Raw genomic sequence first — 19,986 nt, 5'->3', positions numbered from 1 at the left:
TACATGGTCGGGGACATACCGCCTTGGTGGTGCGGGGCCTCCTTTCAGGGGAAAATTTGGGGAATGATGACACCAGCCACACAGAGCGCGAAAGTGCAGATAATGGCAGCGATGACAGTCGCCCCGCGGACTGCAGATACGATCGCAGGCCCACCGTCCAAGAGGCTCCTTTCTCCATCTCCAATGGTATAGACACCCGGTTTTACAAAGGCGGTTCCCGTTCCGCCGGCAATAAGTGCCATTGTGATGCCGCCGTTATAGCCCGGACGCAGGTGTCCATCGCGGTGCATACACCGCCATGCGGCACCGGCCCGCCCGAAAGGCAAAAACCATAAGAGAAGACAGATACCCGCGAACCGTGCAGGAAGGTAGCAGAGTAGATCATCCAGGCGGGCCGGAAACCAGCCGATAAACCGCCGGTGGTCACAATAGCCAAGCATCGCGTCCATCGTATTTGTCGCCCTGAATGCGGCGGCCCCCACAAGGCCAATGAGGGTAAACCAGAAGAGCGGACCAATAATTGCGTCTGTAAGATTCTCTGCCATCGACTCATAGGCTGCAGAGCGCACCTCTTCATCGGACAGTTCAGCGGTTCTGCGCGAGACAAGCATCTGCACCTCCTCCCTGCCGCCGCCTGCAGAAAGTCCGTTCTCAACAGCCTCAACATGCTCCTCGAGAGACCGCCAGCCGATGGTTAGGGAGAGGAGGAAAAACCCTGCCACAAAATAAAAAAGCGGTGGTAACAGTCGTGATACAAGATAGAACGGCAGAGAAAAGAGAATAATCGTTCCGATACAACATATAGCGCCATACAGGCGTTCTGCTGTCGCGGAAAACCGCCCGGGGACTCCCCACCATCCGATAAGCCTCCCCAGCCAGGCGGTCGGATGCCACTGGTTTGGCGGATCTCCTGCGGCACGGTCAGCCGCGAGGGCCGCCCAGAGGATAATTACCGGTTCGAGAACCATGCAGCAATGACACCGAGGAAAAGGAGGACATAGGCGATGTAGTTATAGATGATCTCTCCTTCCATAAACCACAAAATATAGAGAAGCAGCGAGAGACCAATGGTGAGGAGAACCGGGAGGATGCCGCCCGGTGAAAGCGAGCCGCTACTCCTCCTATCATCCTCAAGATCAGGAAGATCAGGGCTTTCTGTGAATCTTTCCTCAACCTCCGGGCGCAGAACTTCAATTTCCGTCTCCTCATTCTTTGTCCCATAGCCGACGATCACCTGGAGGGAGAATTCACCGGAAGGTGCATATTCCCTGATGGGGATAGGGAAATCCTCACTATCCGGGACATAGATATTTGCATGAAAAAAGTCAGTGAACGAGGAGGCATTGATGGCCTTCAGCGTCAGGTGGATTGGTGAACCATGGTTGACGAACCGAACCACGAGGTCATTCCCCGGGACAACCGTGGTCTTCTGGGGTACATCAACCGCGTTTATCTGCCGCCTGTTCAGATGAATTTCACAGATGCCTGCCACTATACTTCACTCCTCTTTTATGAATATTACTGCTCCGGTTTCTTCCCGGGGACAAGAAGGTTAGGAATCCCTTCAACAATCGGATAATCGATGCCGCATGCTCCACACCGTAGGATGCCGGTAACGACGTCAGTGATCGCCTCTTCTGTTTCCGCCGTTTCAGTCGCAATCAACTCAAGATCCCCCCTGCAGACCGGGCAGCAGAGGATCTCAATTGTTTCTGTCTTCATATCCGTTCACCGGATATCGATTATCTGGGTCATCTCGGGTCCGGTTGAGATGAGTTTAACGGGTACACCGATATCCTCTTCTGCCTGCCGAATGAAAGCAAGTGCCTTCTCGGTCAGTTGGCTGTACTCGGTCGCTCCGTAGCATGCCTCATCGACGTTGTCGATGCCGGTGATGGCCGCAATGGTGCAGCCGTTGATCATCGCAGAGTACCGGGCCATCTTGCCGTCCCAACCACCGATACGCCGTTCGCGATGGGTGACAGTGCCAAACTCCTCAATACCAAGGGCGTGGGACTCTTCTTTGGTCATCTCAGTTCCGAAAGGACCTTCACCGACCCGTGTCGGGTAAGCCTTGAAGACAACGATGACATCATCGATACGGGTTGGCCCGACACCATTGTCCGCAGCAATCTGGGATGCCGAGGTGTCCTTGGAGGTAACAAAGGGATACGTTCCGAAGTAGAGGGAGATGCCAAATCCCTGTGTCCCTTCCAGAATTACCGTTTCGCCGCGATCTAAGGCATCATTAACCTCTTGGGCGGCATCGATAACATATTGTGCAAGTTCAGGCACGTCCTTTGCCTGTGTTGCAACCCGCTGGACCCGATCGACATTTGCAGGACCACACCCGGTTCCGGTGGAGCCGATGGTCTTAGAGAGGTGATCGTCAGCACGATCGCGCTCGATATGTTGCTCTTCAATAATCGAACAGCGCCCGTCGATGAATACCCGACCCTCTACTCCGACATACTCGATCTCCTGTTTCAGAACCCGTGGATCAACGAGCACGCCTGTACCGATAAAAAGACGGGCGTCTGGATAAACAAACCCCGATGGGATCATCCTGACGCCATATTCTTGCTCTCCTACTTTCACTGTGTGGCCGGCATTCGGACCGACTCCTCCCCGGGAGATGATGGACGGTTTGTCCTTATGGGCGACATGGGCAACAATTTTGCCCTTCCCTTCATCTCCAAAAAACCCACCGACGATGATTGTGCAGCTCATTATTCAATCAGATAGTCATTGGTACAGTGAGGACATAAATCTTACAATAGGGTATGTAAAAAACAGTTGAACTGAATCAAAAGTGGTTTCCACTGGAAATGAAGGGGTAGAAACGGATCGAAATTCTTTATGATATGCATCGGAAGAAATTGCAACACCATCTCCGCTCTTCTAATGTGCCCGAAGGGATCACCGCATCGACACGCAATACCCTTCACGGGTGTCAGAAACCAGAATACCGATCCGGGTAAGATTATCTATTTTGAACGTTCGCATGCAACATCGGATTTCCACTGGAAATGAAGGGGTAACAAGCACCCGAAACCCTCATTTCAATATGTAACGGGATATAAAATTCCTAAGGAAAAGGGGGGAAAGCAAATGGATGATTTCCCCTCACAGGGAAGTGATAAATTTCTCAATCCGGTTGACGGCTTCACGCAGGTCATCGCGGGAGACAGCGTAGGCGCAGCGTAGGTGCCCCTCCCCGGACGGGCCAAAGACACTGCCAGGAACCACTGCCACATGCTGCTCCTTTAGAAGCCTTTCTGCAAATTCAACGTCAGAAATTCCAAAATCCTTAATGGAGGGAAATGCATAGAACGCCCCGCGGGGGAGGTGGCAGGTGAGACCGATACGGTTTAAGCCCCGCACGAAGAGGTTGCGGCGCATCTGGTACTCAGTCACCATCTCCTCGCGGTCATGGTCCGCATTCCTCAGGGCGCCAACTGCCGCATACTGACTCATGGTCGGTGCCGAGAGCATCACATACTGATGAATCTTCAGAGCGGCTTCGCAGAGATTTTTTGGGGCGCAGAGATAGGCGACCCGCCAACCGGTCATCGCATATGCCTTTGAAAAGCCATTGATGAGAATTGTACGTTCCCGGAGACCATCCGCCTGGACTGCACTTGTCATCTCACCATCGTAAGTCATCTCTGTATAGATCTCGTCTGATATCAGGAGGAGGTCGTGGTCACAGATTACATCCGCGATACCACGGTAATCCTCCCGTGACATCACTCCCCCGGACGGGTTGTTCGGGAAGTTGCAGATGACCGCCTTTGACTTCGGCGTGATCTTCTCCATCAGGGCATCCGGGGTCAGCCGGAATTCGTCCTCCATCCGGCAGGGAACCAGGACCGGGACGCCGTCAGAGAGAATAACTCCCGGAGAGTAAGATACGTAGGAGGGATCGGCGATGAGGATCTCGTCACCCGGATCGGTAACAGCCCGTATTGCGATGTCGAGTGCTTCTGATGCGCCGGTTGTGACGATCATCTCATCCTCAGGATGGTACTGGATGCCAAAGCGTTTTGAAAGGTATCGTGACACCTCGGTGCGCAACTCGGGGAGACCGCTGTTTGATGTGTACGACGTCTGGCCCTGTTCAACAGAGGCGATGCCCGCCTCACAGGCAACCCACGGGGTCGCATAGTCGGGTTCGCCCACGCCGAGGGAGATGACATCATCCATCTCCTGTACAATATCAAAGAACCGGCGGATACCGGACGGCGGAATCCTGTGAGTTCGCTGTGAAATAAAATCTCTCATTATTACACCCTAAAATGAGAACGGGAGCCTCTCTCCCTCTTTCCTGTCGTATAATATTCTGCCGCTCTCTTTGTAAGTCTTCATGACAAGAATTGTGGCGGTCTCCCTGATCTGTTCCATCGGAGCAATCTGCTCTGAAACAAACCGGGTTATTTCCTGAATATTGCGACCGGTCACGCGAAGTTCAAAATCATATTCTCCACTGATAAGGCGCAGAGAACTGACCTGCGGGAACCGGGCGATGCGAGCGGCAATACGGTCATATCCGACGTCGCGTTCAGGGTTTACTTTCAGATTCACGGTCGCCGCTGCTACTCCTTCACCTGCTTTCTCCCAGTCTATGCTCGCGCAATATCCACGGATGATGCCCTCATCTTCCATGGTACGGACACGATCTTCAACCTCAGCCTCACTTAGCCCTGCAAGGTCCGCCACCTCACGCAGCTCCTGTGCGCTGTCTTCTTCGAGAATACGAAGGAGCAGCCAGTCTTTGGCGTCCATGATTTTGTTCACCGGAATAATGTTATATAGCGGGATATATCAATCTGATTCAGCCGTTCGTCTGAAAAACGCCCCTCCTGCTGAAGGGTCTCAAGGATTCGTTTCGTTCCGGCACCAAACCACATCTCTTTTGTCCGCCCGTAACGTCCGCGCGAAACGAGACGTGCCTTGATAACACCGAGCATATCTAGTTCTGAGATAAGATCAGTGATACGCCGATGGGTAAGGATATCAAGGTCAAGTGCCTGGGCAACATCGCGATAGACCTGCACTACTTCTCCCGAAGTAAAGACCTGTTTATTCATCTCGGGAAAGAGGAGCATCGCATAGAGTACAGCCTTTGACTGAGTAGGAAGTGTCTTGACACACTCAATCAGACTGTCAGCCTCAATCTTGTTTCGGGCAGCACGAACCTGCTTTTCGGTAACAACCTCTGAATTCTCACGTTCAGTAAGCTCACCCGAAACCCGCAGAAGATCAAGCGCCCGACGGGCATCTCCGTGTTCCTGAGCGGCAAGTGCCGCACAGAGGGGGATCACACTCTCATCGAGAACCCCTTCATTAAACGCAAAATCAGCACGCTGTTGAAGAATATCCACCAGCTGAGGGGCATTATACGGCGGGAAAACGATTTCCTCTTCAGAAAGGGATGATAGAACCCGATGGTCCAGAAAACTCGTGAAGAGCAGATCATTGGAAATGCCCACGATACAGACCTTCGCGTTTTTCAGTTCAGAGTTTATGCGTGAGAGATTGTAGAGAGTCTCATCACCGGATTTTTTAACCAGTTTGTCGATCTCGTCAAGCACAACAATATGGACACCACCGATTGCTTCTATGAGATTTTTCAGCTCGACGTAAACCTGATCAGTTGGCCACCCGGTCATCGGGATTGTCGAACGGGGTCGGTCAGACGAACGACCCTCATCGTCTTCCAGAAGCGTCGCTATTTGAGCAAACACCCGGTACTGGGTATCGATGATCTCACAGTTGAGGTGTACAACATTGCATTCCACCCCCACCGATACGCACGCCTTCTCAAGTTCCGCCCCAACATACCGGACAGAAGCTGTCTTCCCGGTTCCGGTCTTCCCGTAAATCAGAATGTTGGACGGTGTTTCATTCCGGATGGACGGCGCGAGGATGGATGCGATGGTATCCATCTGCTCTTTCCGGTGTGGAAGTATATGGGGCCGGTATGAATGCCGGAGCACTTCCCGGTTTTTAAAAATCGATTTATCTGTGAGATATTTCTGAAAAAGGCCTATTGAAGAGCTATTATCCTCTTCGGCTGAATCCCGTTCCCCTGCTCGGTCTTCATATATATGATGAGATGTCTCATGATTTTCCCCCATTCGAATCCGTCACCTCCATATGTGGTATTTCCATTGGATGTATGTATGTAGATGCCAGCCATACTAAAAGTATCTGAATTGATTTGTCAGAGGATGTTTCCCATGAGGAGGGATAAAAAGAAATGATAACAAAGGGCAGGAAAAAACGCAGGAGAAATATATTGGAGAAATTGTGAAGAAAGGCAAGAAGAGAGCAAATTAAACAACGTGTGAAAAAATGAAGAACAATCTGAAGAATGTCGGGAACAACCAAATAAGATATTGGAAATTATTCTGTTTGATCAGTGTCACTCCATGTTGATCACCATTTTGAACAGGTCTATCTAATTATCTGAACCGGATAGATAGCAGATATCTACTAATCATCTGGACAATCTGAGGACAGTAAAATTACATCTGAACTGCCTGTTGGGAAAGTATGTTCAAGGGATCAACCGAACAAGAGTGATGGAAAGATGGCAATCTTTATTCTTCATTTGTCAGAGCTGCCGCACGAAAAATTATATTTTTTTTCTTTTTTTGATTCAGTTCTCTAAATTTTTTATTTTTTTACATCTCATTCAGAAAATACGTTTTTTTCTGATAAAAACAGCTATATTGCGTCCTTCAGAATAATTTCTTTTTTTTCAGGCTTAAAAATGTCATTAACACCCCTTCATTTCCACTGGAACATGGGTTATACATAAATATTCAAAAAAATAGTCTTATCTCAGCTTAATTTTAGATTCAATCAAAAAATTTCTTTTTTTATCTGAGAAAGTACAATTTTTTTGGAGCCTTTTCCCCCACACCCCTTTATTTCTACTGGAACACAAAATTCTGTGTCCGAGAAAACCAAACATGGTTTTAATCGTACTAGGAGAAAAGTCAATGAATGATCTCTTTTTCTTTCTATATAAAGTACTTCATTATTGTACATCAATGTTTGAAATCGGTAGTCAGAGTACAAAATTAAACACCGATGAATCTAACTGACAAAAAGAAGTGAAAATGAAAAAAAGCAACGGAAATTCGTCTGACATTTTCCCAATGAGGTGTAGAAAAAATCTACTCTCCAATGGAAACAAAGGGGTGTCTCCCCCATTTTGATACTATAAAAAAGAATATTGAACAATCCTTTTTTTCCTTTTGGTTATAATTGATAGTATAGTATCAATTTTCTTGCCAAAAATATGCTATTTTTCTTTTTTACCACTGTATTGGAGATAAATCCACTAATATTTTCTCTCAGATTACACCCTAAAATGATCATTCCACTGGAAGAAAAGGGCATCCGTTCAAAAAATTAAAAAGCCAAAATGCAATTGAGAGATTTAATCAAAATATGATCCTAATTTCCAATCAAAGATTATTTTTCCATGGTAAAATATAGGACTTTGTAGATTTGTCCTGCTGATCTCATTCCACTTCTTTTCCTTTCCAGATCTTCCTCTAGTTCTTTGATCTATATTTATTAGACAAATGACAAAATTTTTAAATAAGTTTTCTTTTAGGGGAGAAAATAGAACCACTCCCTGTAATGTTGATTCCAAATTCTCTCCAAAATATCTTTTTCTGATTTTCATTCTGAGAATAGTATTATAATTAATAATTTTAAGCAAATATATTATGTTTTGCTATTATATCGCTGTTATTTCTAAAATTATTCCTCCTTTATCCAAGAGGTTCTTTCAGAGATCTTCCGGAAAAAAAGGTCACCTTTGCATACTCTTCCAGTTCCGCTTGTGACTTTCAAAAATTTTCGTTCCTAACAATTGATCTTCGATTTGGTTCCCGTCCTTTCGTTTCGTAAAAAGTTATTTTGTCCCTAAATTTTTTGTTCCTGAAAAATGATCTTCGATTCATTTTTTTTCTATTCAAAATTTTTCGTTCCTGCAGATAATCTTAAAAATTTTGGCCTTGTAGAAATCCTATAGAAAAATAGCGACCGAAAGATCAATCGTACAGGAACTCCAGCCTATATTTAACCACAAATAAAGAGCGAAGTTCCTTAAGTAATGTCTGAGAACAGGAACATCAATCTTGTGAAAACCTCTCTCAGCGTTATCAAAAATTCTCATATCCCTCTTCATTCTTCCAAATTTTCAAAGAAGAAATATACCCAACACCAACTTTTGGCCATGATAATTTTGAAGGAAGAAATGGGGATGGATTATCGAGATTTTACTGAATTAATGCAGGTTTTGACCCCAATACAAGAAGTGCTTGAACTGAATGACGTGCCCCATTTTACTACTCTCCAAAAATTTTTGACGCGAATTCCATCCATCTCACTAAAAATCATTCTGAAATGTGTGATTCGAATATTGCATCAAAAGGGTGAGAAGATCAAAATTACATCAATTGATGCAACTGGGTTTACCAGCTCCTATGCAAGCCACTACTATTCGAAAAGGATCAATAAAACACGAAAAAGTTTCATCAAGGCATCAATTGCTGTGGATTCAGACAGAATGACAATCTTGGCCTGGAAGTTTTCGAAGTTGCCAATACATGACTCACAACATGCAAAATCACTGATAAATCAGGTCCAGAGGATAACATCATCTGCATGCTTTACAATGGATAAATGATACGATTCTGAAGAAATCCACAAATACATTAGGGAGATTATTGGAGCTGAATCTGTAATCCCGGTTCGTGAATGGGGTGGACAGGTTTACTCTGGAAAATATCGGATGGAGATGTTTGAGAATTTTGATCAGGAAAAATATGGTCAAAGGAATATGGTTGAAACAGTCTTTTCCATTCTTAAGAGAAGATATGGGGACACGGTTCGATCGAGAAAATATTACAACCAAATTAAAGAAATCAAGATCAGAATGGTTCTCCATAATATGACTCTTTAAAAATTAGATGAAGGTTTTCTACAGAGCCAAAATTTTTTCTTTTCCCTGCACTTCTCATTGTATGTGGCCTAATAATGCCATATGGATAGGAAAGGATTTCCTCTGTTTCTATATGGAAGTAGATATTTTCATGCGCTCTTAACGATTCGCTCCAATTACGTGGAGATGAATAATTACCGGCGGATTGTTGGAAACATCGGGAAGAACTGACTGAGAGTAGTTGCTAGCGTCTGTTTAACAACGTAGCGAAGCGCATGCCCTTACCTATCCTCTAAATAAAGAATGAATCACTATGAATCACAATGCGGGTGAGTAAATCAACCGGTATTCTGAAGAGGGTATAGTGCAATCATCATTGGTATGGACACCTCTCATCTCAGTGATGTAAGTCTTCAGACCGCAGTGATCACCGTTTCGACATCCCGAACCGCCGAAGAGGATGTCTCGGGAGCAGTTATTAAGGAGCTCAGTGAGACCGCTGATATCCCGGTTGCGTTCTATCAGGTCGTGCCGGACGACATTGTCGCCATTCGTGACGCCCTGCGCAAGGCCCTGCCATTAGCAAGCTGCATTATTATCAACGGTGGTACGGGCATTACCCATGATGACTGCACGATTGAGGCTGTAGCCCCCCTCTTTGAGAAGACACTGGACGGATTTGGCGAAATATTCCGTATGCTCAGTTATGAGGACGTTGGTACGCGGGTCCTTCTCTCGCGTGCAGCGGCAGGCATCATTGAACAGCGTGCAGTATTCTGTATCCCCGGCTCTACATCCGCTGTCCGTCTTGCGATGGTGAAGTTAATTCTCCCTGAGATGCGCCATATCGTTACTCATGCAAACAAGTAACAACCGTTCGGAGAGTGAAAGAGAGTCCCTGTGTAGAAAATGAAATTTGAAGGACAGGAATTTGAATTCTCATAATTCTTACTTTTCAGGAATGTAGAAGATAGCGGAAATTTTGCTGTTAACGGAGCCCCATCCCCTCATCCTCCGGCGGGGCAGAATTTGTACATTAAATGATAAATTAACAGCACGAAAAAAAATCAAAGAGTAAGAATAAAGGTGAGGTAACAGAGCAATATGGCATCAGTACACGGGGAAACCAATTTATGCTTCCGGCAGTCCACCTCCTAATCGGTATTTCGCTCGGTATCTTCCTGTTGTATCTCACAAGGGACTGCCGGGCTCTTATATACTGTGCCGTAGGCAGCCTTCTCCCCGACATCATAGATAAACCAATCGGGCACTTGGTCCTCACAAGCCTTGATAACGGGCGGATCTTTTTCCATAGCCTGACCATATGTGCCCTTGTGGTTCTTTTAGGGCTCGTTATTTTTGCAAAATGGCGTCATCCCGGCCTTCTTTTTATTGCAGCAGGCATTCTCTCCCATCAGCTCGCTGATGCGATGTGGGCTGAACCACGGAGCTGGTTCTGGCCGTTTCTGGGTTGGTTTTCGCCACAATACCACCCGTTATATTTTCAGAACATGTTTAGCCTTGAGTTTTCCTCGCCCTCTGAACTGCTGGTGATTTCTATGGCGGTTCTGCTGTTTATTTGCCTTTTTCAGGCTTGGAGGAACGGAAACACCCGTCTCTTCCGGGGAGCAGCAGCAGTGGCCGGAATTTTTCTCACTTTTGCAGGAATGGCAGTGATCGCGATGCTTGTAGCTAACATCTTTGCTGGATTTCTGATATACTCAGAGTTTCAGAGTATTGCCATCTGTGCGATCTCGTTTCTGCTGGGAGGGGTTGCCTTCCTGCTTGTCTCATATCACCCCCCCGTTTGGTGCAGGTTAAATGACTTACTGTGACGGAGTCTTTGCTATGCTGAAACGCTCTTTTTTGTAAAAAACAAAATTATCTTAAATATCACATTCAAGGGCCAATTATTGTAAAAAATCAAAAAAAAAGAGTATATAATAATATAGTTTGTGTAGTTCAGAGTGTAAACGATAATCGCCAAACAGTGAAACTTTCAGTTCTTCCTCTCTTGCGCTTAGTCATTCCGACAACTGCCGCGGCAGAAGATATGAGGAATATAACCTAAAAGGGGAAGGTTCGTCACCCATGGTGAGTTCTGCTTCACCTTTAGTATCATATTCAGCTCAACGGATCTGAACTGATAAACAAACCACTCGTCCGTGTCTGGAAGGGATGAGCCATGATGCTGCAGTAGTCAACGAAATCGACAAAGTCGAAGTTCCCGCTACCATGCTTCCTGCAGAGCAAACTGCTTGGCATCCTTACAGACAGTTCAGCAGCTATATGGGACACTCCTGTTCTGGAATTCACTGTAACGCCGCAGGTAGGTGTACCTCTGCTACTTGTCTTCTTCATTGCTCTCTTCCGCTGAGATGAGAATGCAGGGCTGTGAACTTTTGGGGACGGCACTAATTGACCAGATCAGAATCCGGTCCACACCTACAGTGAAACCGATGTATTTGAAACAGACATCCGCTGGAACGGTAGAACCGATATTGGCGACGCAAAGTACAGTGCCCGTACAATGTGGGATTTCAGGACGAGTGGTGAACCGGTCTGACAGGATCTCAACAATCTTTTTCTGTTTTCTTCCTAATTGTCGCCTTTTTCTCTCTGGTCTTTTTCCGGCATGAATCGAGAATGAAGTGACCATCAGGGGTGCATCATGCCGCCCTCTGTATATTTCTCATGTGAGGAGGGAAAGTGACAAGGGGTGGGTGAAAAACGGTAAAGACACGAAAGAGAATGGAGATTTTTCGGAAATAATCACTGTAGAAAAAGGAGTGACAGAAAGAGAGAACGATCACAGTGAAAGAGACAGCACGCGCCAGGTTGGATATTGCCCTCTCACTCAGTGCGCACCCGTTAAAAAAATAAAATTAGAGGAAAAGTGGTGCAAAGACCACTGCGACGATGCTCATCAGCTTCAGGAGAATGTTGATGGCAGGGCCGGAGGTGTCCTTGAACGGATCACCGACGGTGTCACCGGTGACAGCAGCCTTGTGGGAGTCAGATCCCTTGCCGCCGAGGTGGCCCATCTCAATGTACTTCTTTGCATTGTCCCATGCACCACCGGCGTTTGCCATGGTGATTGCGAGCATGAAACCGGCTCCGAGTGAACCGACGAGAAGACCGCCAAGAGCGTCCTTGCCGAGAACAATACCGACGAGGACCGGTGCAGCGATAGCGATGACACCTGGCAGGATCATCTCACGCAGTGCGGATGAGGTGGAGATGGAGATACATTTTGTGTAGTCCGGTTCTGTGGTACCTTCCATGAGGCCCTTCATCTCCTTGAACTGACGGCGCACTTCAATGACGATTGCATATGCTGCACGTCCGACCGCCATCATCGTCATGGACGAGAAGAGGAACGGAAGCATTGCACCAATAAGAAGACCAATGAAGACAGGAGGCTCCATGACATCGATTGCTTCGAGGTTCACGGCGATACCGTAGGAAGCGAAGAGTGCGAGTGCGGTCAGTGCGGCGGATCCGATTGCAAATCCCTTACCGATGGCTGCGGTGGTGTTTCCGACAGCATCAAGGGTGTCGGTGATCTCACGGACAGACTCCGGCTGGTGGCTCATCTCTGCAATACCGCCTGCATTGTCAGCGACAGGGCCGTATGCATCGACTGCAAGGGAGATACCAAGCGTTGCGAGCATACCGACTGCAGCGATTGCAATACCGTAGAGACCTGCGAAGGTGAATGCGAGGTAGATGGCAATTCCAATCAGTAGTGTCGGGATGAGTGTGGACTCCATACCCTTTGCAAACCCGGTAATGATGTTTGTCGCAGCACCTGTTTCACAGGAGTTTGCGATGGTCTGGGTGGGTTTGCGTTCGTAGGAGGTGTAGTACTCAGTGACCTGTCCAATCAGGAACCCTGCAACAAGACCTGCAACACAGGCAACGAAGACACCGAATCCATAGCTTCCGAGAAGCATGGTTGCGATGAAGTAGGTTGCTGCGACAACGAGAACAAGTGCTGCCACAAGACCCATGTTGAATGCCATGTGAATCGCGGAGGACTCGGTCTTGTTGGTCCGCACAAAGAACGAACCGATGATGGCACAGATGATACCGACTGCAGCGATTACCATCGGGAGAACGACGAGGTTATACTCCGGCATGCCGCTGAGGGCTGCGGTGGAGTCGATGCCGAGAATCAGGCTGATGTCGCCACCCTTGCTGATGGCAAGAATTGCTGCAGCAGCGAGAAGCATGGTGGAGATGATTGAGCCGACATAGGACTCATAGAGGTCAGCACCCATACCGGCGATGTCACCGACGTTGTCACCGACATTGTCTGCAATAACTGCAGGGTTTCTGGGGTCATCTTCGGGAATACCTGCCTCGACCTTACCGACGAGGTCAGCACCGACGTCTGCGGCTTTCGTGAAGATACCGCCACCGACACGGGCGAAGAGTGCAATGGAACTTGCACCAAGGGAGAATCCTGCAACCACATTGACGATGTCATAAATGTTAGCACCGTCCATCAGGGAGGATACGCCGATAAATGCTGCGGAGAGACCAAAGAGGCCAAGACCGACAACTGACATTCCCATGACGGTACCGGATGCAAAGGAGACACGGAATGCATCAGCAATACCACGGGTCGCAGCGTGTGCTGTGCGGCCGTTTGCGGAGGTTGCCGTGAACATACCGATGTAACCGGCGGTTGCGGAGAGAACCGCTCCGATGATGAAACAGATCGCGGTTAACGGGCTGATAAGTACGGTCAGGATGATCGCAAGTACAACTACAAAGACCGCGATATACTTGTACTGGGTGTTTAAGTACACCATCGCACTTTTGTGTATCACGGTTGTGAGCTTCTTGATGAGCTCACTGCCTTCTCCTTCGGACTGGACCTTTTTAAAGGACAGTCCTGCAAAGAGAAGTGCAATCAGGGCACACAGTGGTGCCAGATAGACGAGTGAATCCATGGTTTATTCAAATCCCCCTTTGTGGTTTCAGGCACAAAACCAAACGGGTTTCCGATTCCATAGAGATTAGGGTTCTCTATATAAAAAAAGAATAGGGCGGTTTTTGTCTTTGGAGGTGTGAGATGTATTTCGATGGGATGGAATTGGTTGATTTTTCCTCTGTCAACCGTATTGTCATGAGGATGATCTGTGGTACACGAGCGTTTGTTCACGGGGCATAGAATTGTGAGGGGTTTACCGATGCTTTTTCCATACTCTGAAGAAGTGAAATCGGAAATGTGGGCTGCTTTGTTGGGGAAAAGATTATTAATTAAATTTTTTTTGTCACTGCGACTCAGATCCTCGCACAACGAGCACCGGCTGACGGGCCCGCCGGATCACTTCAGCGGATACCGATCCCAGGAATGCCTGTTTAAGCCCTGTTCTGCCGTGGGCACCCACCACAATAAGCGAGGCTTCACGGCTGTCTGCAACCCGCACGATCTCGTCTGCAGGGTTACCACTTAAGATCACCGTCTCGACTGCGAGTCCCGCATCGCGGAAACGAGCGACGGTATCTGTCATCTCCTGCTGGTTTGTCTGATGGAGTCGCTCACGGATGGTGTCTTCATAGGCTGTTGCGGAATCAGCGTCCAGGCCGGGCGGTTCACTGATAACGATCTGCTCTTTTGCAATATTGACTACATGCAGGAGCACAACCTTCCTGCATCCGGCTTCCGTGAGGCGGAGAACATAGTCCGCTGCCCGCGCTGAGACAGGGGAGAAGTCGGTTGCGAGGCAGACGGTTTCAAAGAGCATGTCAGATCCTCCTGGATAGTGTATGCGGTATTACCTTGTGTATCATCATGAATCTTCCTGATAGAGATGTTCAGTCTGGCAGGTAAAAAAGATGTATCATCAATCCCCTATTTTTCAGGCGGAATGAAGTGCAGAAAGATTTTTTGACCACGAAACGGGCGAAACCGGGGGGATGCTCTGTTCTCCTGAAGAGAAGGCCGATACCATTCCTTTGATGAATCCCATACGGCAAAAAAACCATGGAGAGTTCAAAAAGAGAATAATATAAGTATCCATACGGAGAAAAGCGCACAATGAAGACGATGCAGGATGTCCGGAAGCGGCTGATCGAGGGGGAGGCCACTGTCTGGACGGCGATGGAGATGAAGGAACGGGTGCGAAAGGGAGATATTCCTACCGAAGATGAGGTGGATGTCGTAACCACCGGCACTTTTGGGATCATGTCCGGAACCACTGCTGTTCTTACGGTCCCTGTTGCAGAGCCCGGTGCATTTCTCCGGGCGGATGCAGTCACCCTAAATGGTGTCCCGACCTTCCCTGGACCCTGCCCGAATGAACGGCTGGGCACCGTTGACCTCATCGTCTATGGCACCGCTGCTGCATCCGAGACCTATGGAGGCGGCCACCTCTTCCGGGACATTGTGGACGGCAGAGAGGTCGAAGTGATGGCCCAGGCCGGAGAAATGACCTTTGAAACCGAAATATATATCGAGGATCTATCCGGTGCCCGCATTGTCACTACTCGCAGTTGTTTCCGCAATTATACTGCATTTGTGAACCGCGGGCCTGATCCCGTCCGCACCATCTTCTCGGTTTTTCCTTTCGAAGGCAACATGAGTGCAGCAACTGTCTCCGGATGTGGAGAGGTTAACCCGGTCGAAAACGATCCCTCCCTTACCCATATGCGGCCGGGCACACCGCTCCTTTTAAACGGTGCTTCAGGGATCGTGATTGGGGAAGGCACCCGAAGCACACCAGAACACCGCTGCATCGCCGCCTCCGCCGAGCTTAGTGCGATGGATCCTGAATATCTGGGCGGATTTGTGACAGCTCACGGCCCTGAATGCCTCACCTCGATTGCTGTCGCCCTACCCGTTCTCACCGCAGGGGACATCGCCTGTCTTTCAGTAACAGATGATCAGATCCCCCTCCCGGTAGCTGATATTTCCGATCGTCTCCCCTTCTCGGCCGCTACGTATGCGGATGTCTGGCAGGGAACCGACCGCATGGTGCAGGTGGACCCGCTCCGTTGTCTATTCTGCGGGACATGCTCTGCCGCTGAAGCCTGCCCGACGCGGGCGATCATGATGGGCGGCGGCATCATGCATTCCCGCTGTGTCTCCTGCGGGACGTGTGTACAGAGCTGCGTGAACGGGGTCTATACAATGGCGACAGGTGCTTTGCATCTAAAAGATGACAGCGGCGCAACTGCGCCCGTTGTGCTCCGGCAGTCGGATCGCTCACGGGCGGAGGCGCTCTGTGACTATCTGAAGGACCAGCTTATCAGGGGGGAGTTCCAGATATGAATGCCCTATTCTGTCGTATTCATCGTCAGTATCTCTTCCTTTCATCGATAGCTTCTGTAGCCATTATCTTTAATATGGAAACGATACCTACAGGAGTCTGGCAGATGTTCATCAGGAGTGTGGTTTACGGTGCATGAGGAGAGTGCCCTGCGGTATGCTGCCGCGGCTGGTGTGGATACTGTGGTTAGTCTGCCCTGCGACCGGACACAGGTGCTCTTTTCCCTGATTGAGGCGAGTTTTCGCAACATCACGGTGCTCCGGGAAGAGGATGGTGTCGGTCTCTGTGCCGGTCTCTTTCTCGCTGGCAACCGTCCGATGATGCATATCCAGAGTTCCGGCTTAGGCACGATGCTCAATGCGATCATGACCCTTTCCGTGCCCTACGAACTTCCGCTCCCGGTCCTTGCCTCGTGGCGGGGCATTCATCGCGAGAGAGTTGAGGTGCAGATGCCATTTAATATTCATCTCCCCGATCTGTTGGACGCGATGGACATCGTCTATACGGTGATCCATGAGGCGGGAGACCTTGACCGCATCGAAGGGGCGGTGGCCGATGCCTTTGAACATCACCGCCCGCATATCATTCTTGTCTCCCCGAAGGTCTGGGAGGGAATTGGAGGGACTGCCGGACATCCGCCCCCTCCGTTCCTCCCTCCCCGGAGTCGTGACATTAGCCTGACATACGAACGTACAATAACAGAGCCCGTCTGGAGACGGGTAGATGCCATTGGTGCGGTAACCCCCCTTCTCACCGATGAACTGGCGGTTGTGAACCTTGGAATACCGTCAACAGAACTCTATGCGGCCCGAGACCGGCCCGAGAACTTCTACATGATGGGAAGTTATACGCAGGCGACACCCATCGGGCTGGGACTGGCCCTCGGACAGGACAGGGATGTGGTCGTATTTGACGGGGATGGCAGCCTCCTTGGGACCGCAATTCTGCCGGTGGTGGGCGCAGAGGCACCGAAAAATCTCACCATAATTGCTCTCGACAACGGTTCGTTTGGCAGCACAGGTGACCAGCTGACCCATTCGTATGCGGTGGCTGATCTTGAACTGCTTGCCCGTGGGGCAGGCCTTGTACGGACCTGCAAGGCGCAGGACGAGGAGAGCATCCGCGTGGCATATCGGTCCCGAAAGCCCGGGCCGTTCTTTATCCATGCGGTAATCGCTCCAGGCAATGCACATGTACCATCCATCCCGCTGCGGGCACGCGACATCAGGGACCGCTTCATGGGAGCGGTCTGGTCTCCTGCGATGAAACAAACTCTGTTTGGTTAAAGCAAACACATTTTATTTTATCGCCCCAACGGTAGTGAGAACAACCATGCCAGAGATCTCACGTGTCCGCACTGTCAGTATCATCACTTTCCTCACAGCCATGCTTGCCGGTGCATTTTTTTTGGCACTGAGTCTTGGCCCGACGACGGTGCCGTTTTCAGAGTTCATCCCGGACGATCCACTGGGAATGCTTGGAACGCTCTTCTCAGGCGGTGACATCGCGGGCTTCTTCTCTGACCAGACGTCGTACCTCATCGTCTACTCTATCCGCCTGCCACGGGTGATTGCGGCGATTCTCGTCGGTGCAGGTCTTGCAGCCGCCGGTGCCGCGATGCAGGGGCTGTTCAGGAATTCAATGGCAGACCCCTATATCATCGGAACATCATCAGGAGGTGCCTTTGGTGCCGCCTTCACCATTGTCTTTATGGGTGGTCTCTTCCTACCAGTCTTTGCGTTCATTGGCGCTATCGGGTCCACCTTCCTTGTCTATGTCATTGCAACCCGCCATGGGCGTGCCTCGGTGGAGACGCTGCTTCTGACCGGTATTGCGATATCGATGTTCTTCTCATCCATTCTGTCGTTTTTGATGTATTCTGCGGGGAAGAGTCTGCACCAGATCGTTTTCTGGCTGATGGGCGGTCTGTGGAATGTTTCATGGAACGATGTCTGGCTTGGTCTTCTGATCCCCATCGGCGGGATTCTGCTGATTGCCCTTGCCCGTGACCTGAATATTCTCTCCCTGGGAGAAGAGGACGCGCTGCACCTTGGAGTTAATGTGGAACAGTTCAAGCGGGTCCTGCTCTTTCTCTCTTCGGCGATCACCGCCGTTGCAGTCTCCATCGCAGGGTCCATCGGGTTCATTGGTCTCATTACGCCTCATGTGATGCGACTCATCGTCGGCCCTGACCATCGGATACTCTTTCCGGCGTCAATGCTTGCAGGCGGACTCTTCCTTCTGATCGCAGACACCCTCACCCGGTCGTTTCTGGGGGAGATGCCGGTCGGTGTGATCACCTCCTTTGTCGGGGCACCATTCTTCATTATGCTCCTCAGGAGGAGGATGCGGGCATGATCGATGTGAACGATCTCCGTGCCGGGTATGGCGGTGAGGATATCATCCGTGAGATCTCGTTTGGGGCAGAAAAAGGGGAATTCATTGGGATAATCGGTCCGAACGGCTCGGGGAAGACGACACTTCTGAAGACAATAAGCCGGGTACTGAACACTTCCGGCGGTGTTGTGACCCTTGAGGGGCGGGCCATCAGCGACTTTGGACAGAAGGAACTTGCCCGCATTATGAGTGTCGTTCCCCAAGAGACGGCGATGAACTTCTCCTATACCGTAGTAGATATCGTTATGATGGGGCGGTTCCCCTATAAGGAACGGTTCACGAAGGAGGATGCGAATGATTACCGTATCGTGCGCGAGGCTATGGAGGTGACCAATGTCGCCCACCTCGCAGACCGTGCGGTGACCGATATCTCCGGGGGGGAACGGCAGCGGGTGATCATCGCCCGTGCACTTGCTCAGCAGCCGAAGGTGATCCTCCTCGATGAAGCAACGGCCCACCTCGATATCAACCATCAGGTGGAGATCCTCTCCATCATTCGTGATCTGGGTGAGAGTGTCACAAAGATTGGGGTATTCCATGACCTGAACCTTGCCGCCGAGTTCTGTGACCGGATCATCCTCATGGCAGGCGGCCGTGTACGGGCGATAGGCACCCCCGCTGAAGTACTCACGATGGAGCGTTTGCGCGATGAGTACGGCATCACAGCGATGGTGCAGACCAACCCTGTCACCGGGCGGCCGCTCATCATGCCCCTGAGTGAGGGTGTGCCTTCTGAACTGCAGGGTGTCCGCATCCACATCATCTCCGGTGGAGGGACTGGTGCGGGTCTGATGCACACGCTTGTAGCGGCAGGTTGTCACCTCTCAGCAGGTGTTCTCTCACCCATGGACTCAGATTATGCGGCAGCAGTACGTCTCGGGATTCCCTGTATCACGGTGCCGGCCTTTGCCCCTATCACGACTGCTGTCTCAGATGCCCTTGGATCCTACCTTGATGAGGCAGATGTCATCCTCCTTACCGCGATGCCGGTCGGGGTTGGCAACCTGCCGAATATCCATGCAGTCTCTGGGTCCCGGCGTTCCCGTCTGGTGATCTATGAGCCTCCGGGAGAAGCATTTGCCGACTGCACGCAGGAAGGAGACCTGTCTTTCCTTTCAGCGATCCGGGATGCCGGTTGTCCGGTTGTTTCTTCACGTCACGCCCTCTATAAAGCAATTAAAGCGCTTGTTAAATCCTGATACGCGGCGTAAAAAAGCAAAAAAATCATTGTTTTCCTATTTTCAAATTTGGACTGATATTTATTGAAATAAGAGAATTTAGACATAAATAAATATTATTTGATCAGATATGTTTGATTTATTATCGAGATGATTGTGT

The 19,986-nt window shown here is 49.6% G+C and carries 16 protein-coding genes and 1 pseudogene; 7 read left to right on the top strand and 10 right to left on the bottom strand.

Features of this window, described 5'->3' with window-relative positions:
* Positions 1–44: 44 nt before the first annotated feature.
* The 8 genes from cbiB to OU421_RS06045 all read right to left on the bottom strand — a co-directional run bounded on the left by cbiB (position 45) and on the right by OU421_RS06045 (position 7,705).
* The gene (gene cbiB / locus OU421_RS06080) at positions 45–968 is read right to left on the bottom strand and encodes an adenosylcobinamide-phosphate synthase CbiB (protein WP_268187721.1); all 924 of its coding nucleotides are present in this window, start codon (positions 966–968) and stop codon (positions 45–47) included.
* Positions 950–1,492 (bottom strand): DUF7524 family protein, encoded by a 543-nt coding sequence (locus tag OU421_RS06075; RefSeq protein WP_268187720.1) that lies wholly within the window; start codon positions 1,490–1,492, stop codon positions 950–952. The genes cbiB and OU421_RS06075 overlap by 19 nt, the downstream gene beginning before the upstream one ends.
* A 26-nt stretch (positions 1,493–1,518) precedes the next feature.
* Positions 1,519–1,722: a Trm112 family protein gene (locus OU421_RS06070; RefSeq protein ID WP_268187719.1), complete on the bottom strand. Its 204-nt coding sequence runs from the start codon at positions 1,720–1,722 to the stop codon at positions 1,519–1,521.
* A 6-nt stretch (positions 1,723–1,728) separates the two neighbouring features.
* On the bottom strand, positions 1,729–2,730 hold the full coding sequence (locus tag OU421_RS06065) for an adenylosuccinate synthetase (RefSeq protein ID WP_268187718.1): 1,002 nt from the start codon (positions 2,728–2,730) through the stop codon (positions 1,729–1,731).
* A gap of 396 nt (positions 2,731–3,126) precedes the next feature.
* Positions 3,127–4,284, bottom strand: a complete 1,158-nt coding sequence (locus tag OU421_RS06060; protein ID WP_268187717.1) for an aminotransferase class I/II-fold pyridoxal phosphate-dependent enzyme — start codon at positions 4,282–4,284, stop codon at positions 3,127–3,129.
* 9 nt (positions 4,285–4,293) lie between these two features.
* On the bottom strand, positions 4,294–4,785 hold the full coding sequence (locus OU421_RS06055) for an Lrp/AsnC family transcriptional regulator (protein WP_268187716.1): 492 nt from the start codon (positions 4,783–4,785) through the stop codon (positions 4,294–4,296).
* Between the two features lie 8 nt (positions 4,786–4,793).
* Complete coding sequence (locus tag OU421_RS06050) at positions 4,794–6,140, bottom strand: ORC1-type DNA replication protein (protein ID WP_268187715.1); 1,347 nt, start codon at positions 6,138–6,140, stop codon at positions 4,794–4,796.
* A gap of 1,313 nt (positions 6,141–7,453) precedes the next feature.
* Positions 7,454–7,705: a hypothetical protein gene (locus OU421_RS06045; RefSeq protein WP_268187714.1), complete on the bottom strand. Its 252-nt coding sequence runs from the start codon at positions 7,703–7,705 to the stop codon at positions 7,454–7,456.
* Between the two features lie 432 nt (positions 7,706–8,137).
* Here OU421_RS06045 and OU421_RS06040 point away from each other — a divergent pair.
* The 3 genes and pseudogenes from OU421_RS06040 (at position 8,138) to OU421_RS06030 (ending at position 10,803) form a co-directional block, all read left to right on the top strand.
* A pseudogene (locus OU421_RS06040) lies at positions 8,138–8,989 on the top strand (IS5 family transposase).
* 360 nt (positions 8,990–9,349) lie between these two features.
* A complete protein-coding gene (locus OU421_RS06035; RefSeq protein WP_268187712.1) occupies positions 9,350–9,838 on the top strand; it encodes a MogA/MoaB family molybdenum cofactor biosynthesis protein in 489 nt (162 codons plus the stop codon).
* Positions 9,839–10,101: 263 nt separating this feature from the next.
* Complete coding sequence (locus OU421_RS06030) at positions 10,102–10,803, top strand: metal-dependent hydrolase (RefSeq protein ID WP_268187711.1); 702 nt, start codon at positions 10,102–10,104, stop codon at positions 10,801–10,803.
* A gap of 1,050 nt (positions 10,804–11,853) precedes the next feature.
* Here OU421_RS06030 and OU421_RS06025 read toward each other — a convergent pair.
* Complete coding sequence (locus OU421_RS06025; RefSeq protein ID WP_268187710.1) at positions 11,854–13,929, bottom strand: sodium-translocating pyrophosphatase; 2,076 nt, start codon at positions 13,927–13,929, stop codon at positions 11,854–11,856.
* A gap of 324 nt (positions 13,930–14,253) precedes the next feature.
* Complete coding sequence (locus OU421_RS06020) at positions 14,254–14,727, bottom strand: universal stress protein (RefSeq protein WP_268187709.1); 474 nt, start codon at positions 14,725–14,727, stop codon at positions 14,254–14,256.
* A 293-nt stretch (positions 14,728–15,020) separates the two neighbouring features.
* Between OU421_RS06020 and OU421_RS06015 the strand changes: the two genes are divergently transcribed.
* The 4 genes from OU421_RS06015 (at position 15,021) to OU421_RS06000 (ending at position 19,847) form a co-directional block, all read left to right on the top strand.
* Entirely contained in the window at positions 15,021–16,253 is a 1,233-nt protein-coding gene (locus OU421_RS06015; protein WP_268187708.1) for a methanogenesis marker 16 metalloprotein, read from the top strand.
* Positions 16,254–16,382: 129 nt separating this feature from the next.
* A complete protein-coding gene (gene comD / locus OU421_RS06010) occupies positions 16,383–17,537 on the top strand; it encodes a sulfopyruvate decarboxylase subunit alpha (RefSeq protein ID WP_268187707.1) in 1,155 nt (384 codons plus the stop codon).
* A gap of 46 nt (positions 17,538–17,583) precedes the next feature.
* A complete protein-coding gene (locus OU421_RS06005; protein ID WP_268187706.1) occupies positions 17,584–18,609 on the top strand; it encodes a FecCD family ABC transporter permease in 1,026 nt (341 codons plus the stop codon).
* Entirely contained in the window at positions 18,606–19,847 is a 1,242-nt protein-coding gene (locus OU421_RS06000; RefSeq protein ID WP_268187704.1) for an ABC transporter ATP-binding protein, read from the top strand. Before OU421_RS06005 ends, OU421_RS06000 begins: the two co-directional genes overlap by 4 nt.
* Positions 19,848–19,986: the final 139 nt, after the last annotated feature.

The organism is Methanogenium organophilum, from assembly GCF_026684035.1.
Lineage (GTDB): Archaea > Halobacteriota > Methanomicrobia > Methanomicrobiales > Methanomicrobiaceae > Methanogenium > Methanogenium organophilum.
This window is presented reverse-complemented; position numbering and strand designations above follow the sequence as displayed.

Coding starts and splice junctions, on each gene's coding strand:
- OU421_RS06055 (WP_268187716.1), bottom strand. CDS start 4,785: ATGGACGCCAAAGACTGGCTGCTCCTTCGTATTCTCGAAGAAGACAGC.
- OU421_RS06020 (WP_268187709.1), bottom strand. CDS start 14,727: ATGCTCTTTGAAACCGTCTGCCTCGCAACCGACTTCTCCCCTGTCTCA.
- OU421_RS06025 (WP_268187710.1), bottom strand. CDS start 13,929: ATGGATTCACTCGTCTATCTGGCACCACTGTGTGCCCTGATTGCACTT.
- OU421_RS06065 (WP_268187718.1), bottom strand. CDS start 2,730: ATGAGCTGCACAATCATCGTCGGTGGGTTTTTTGGAGATGAAGGGAAG.
- OU421_RS06050 (WP_268187715.1), bottom strand. CDS start 6,140: ATGGGGGAAAATCATGAGACATCTCATCATATATATGAAGACCGAGCA.
- cbiB (WP_268187721.1), bottom strand. CDS start 968: ATGGTTCTCGAACCGGTAATTATCCTCTGGGCGGCCCTCGCGGCTGAC.
- OU421_RS06045 (WP_268187714.1), bottom strand. CDS start 7,705: ATGAAAATCAGAAAAAGATATTTTGGAGAGAATTTGGAATCAACATTA.
- OU421_RS06060 (WP_268187717.1), bottom strand. CDS start 4,284: ATGAGAGATTTTATTTCACAGCGAACTCACAGGATTCCGCCGTCCGGT.
- OU421_RS06000 (WP_268187704.1), top strand. CDS start 18,606: ATGATCGATGTGAACGATCTCCGTGCCGGGTATGGCGGTGAGGATATC.
- OU421_RS06035 (WP_268187712.1), top strand. CDS start 9,350: ATGGACACCTCTCATCTCAGTGATGTAAGTCTTCAGACCGCAGTGATC.
- OU421_RS06070 (WP_268187719.1), bottom strand. CDS start 1,722: ATGAAGACAGAAACAATTGAGATCCTCTGCTGCCCGGTCTGCAGGGGG.
- OU421_RS06005 (WP_268187706.1), top strand. CDS start 17,584: ATGCCAGAGATCTCACGTGTCCGCACTGTCAGTATCATCACTTTCCTC.
- OU421_RS06030 (WP_268187711.1), top strand. CDS start 10,102: ATGCTTCCGGCAGTCCACCTCCTAATCGGTATTTCGCTCGGTATCTTC.
- OU421_RS06015 (WP_268187708.1), top strand. CDS start 15,021: ATGAAGACGATGCAGGATGTCCGGAAGCGGCTGATCGAGGGGGAGGCC.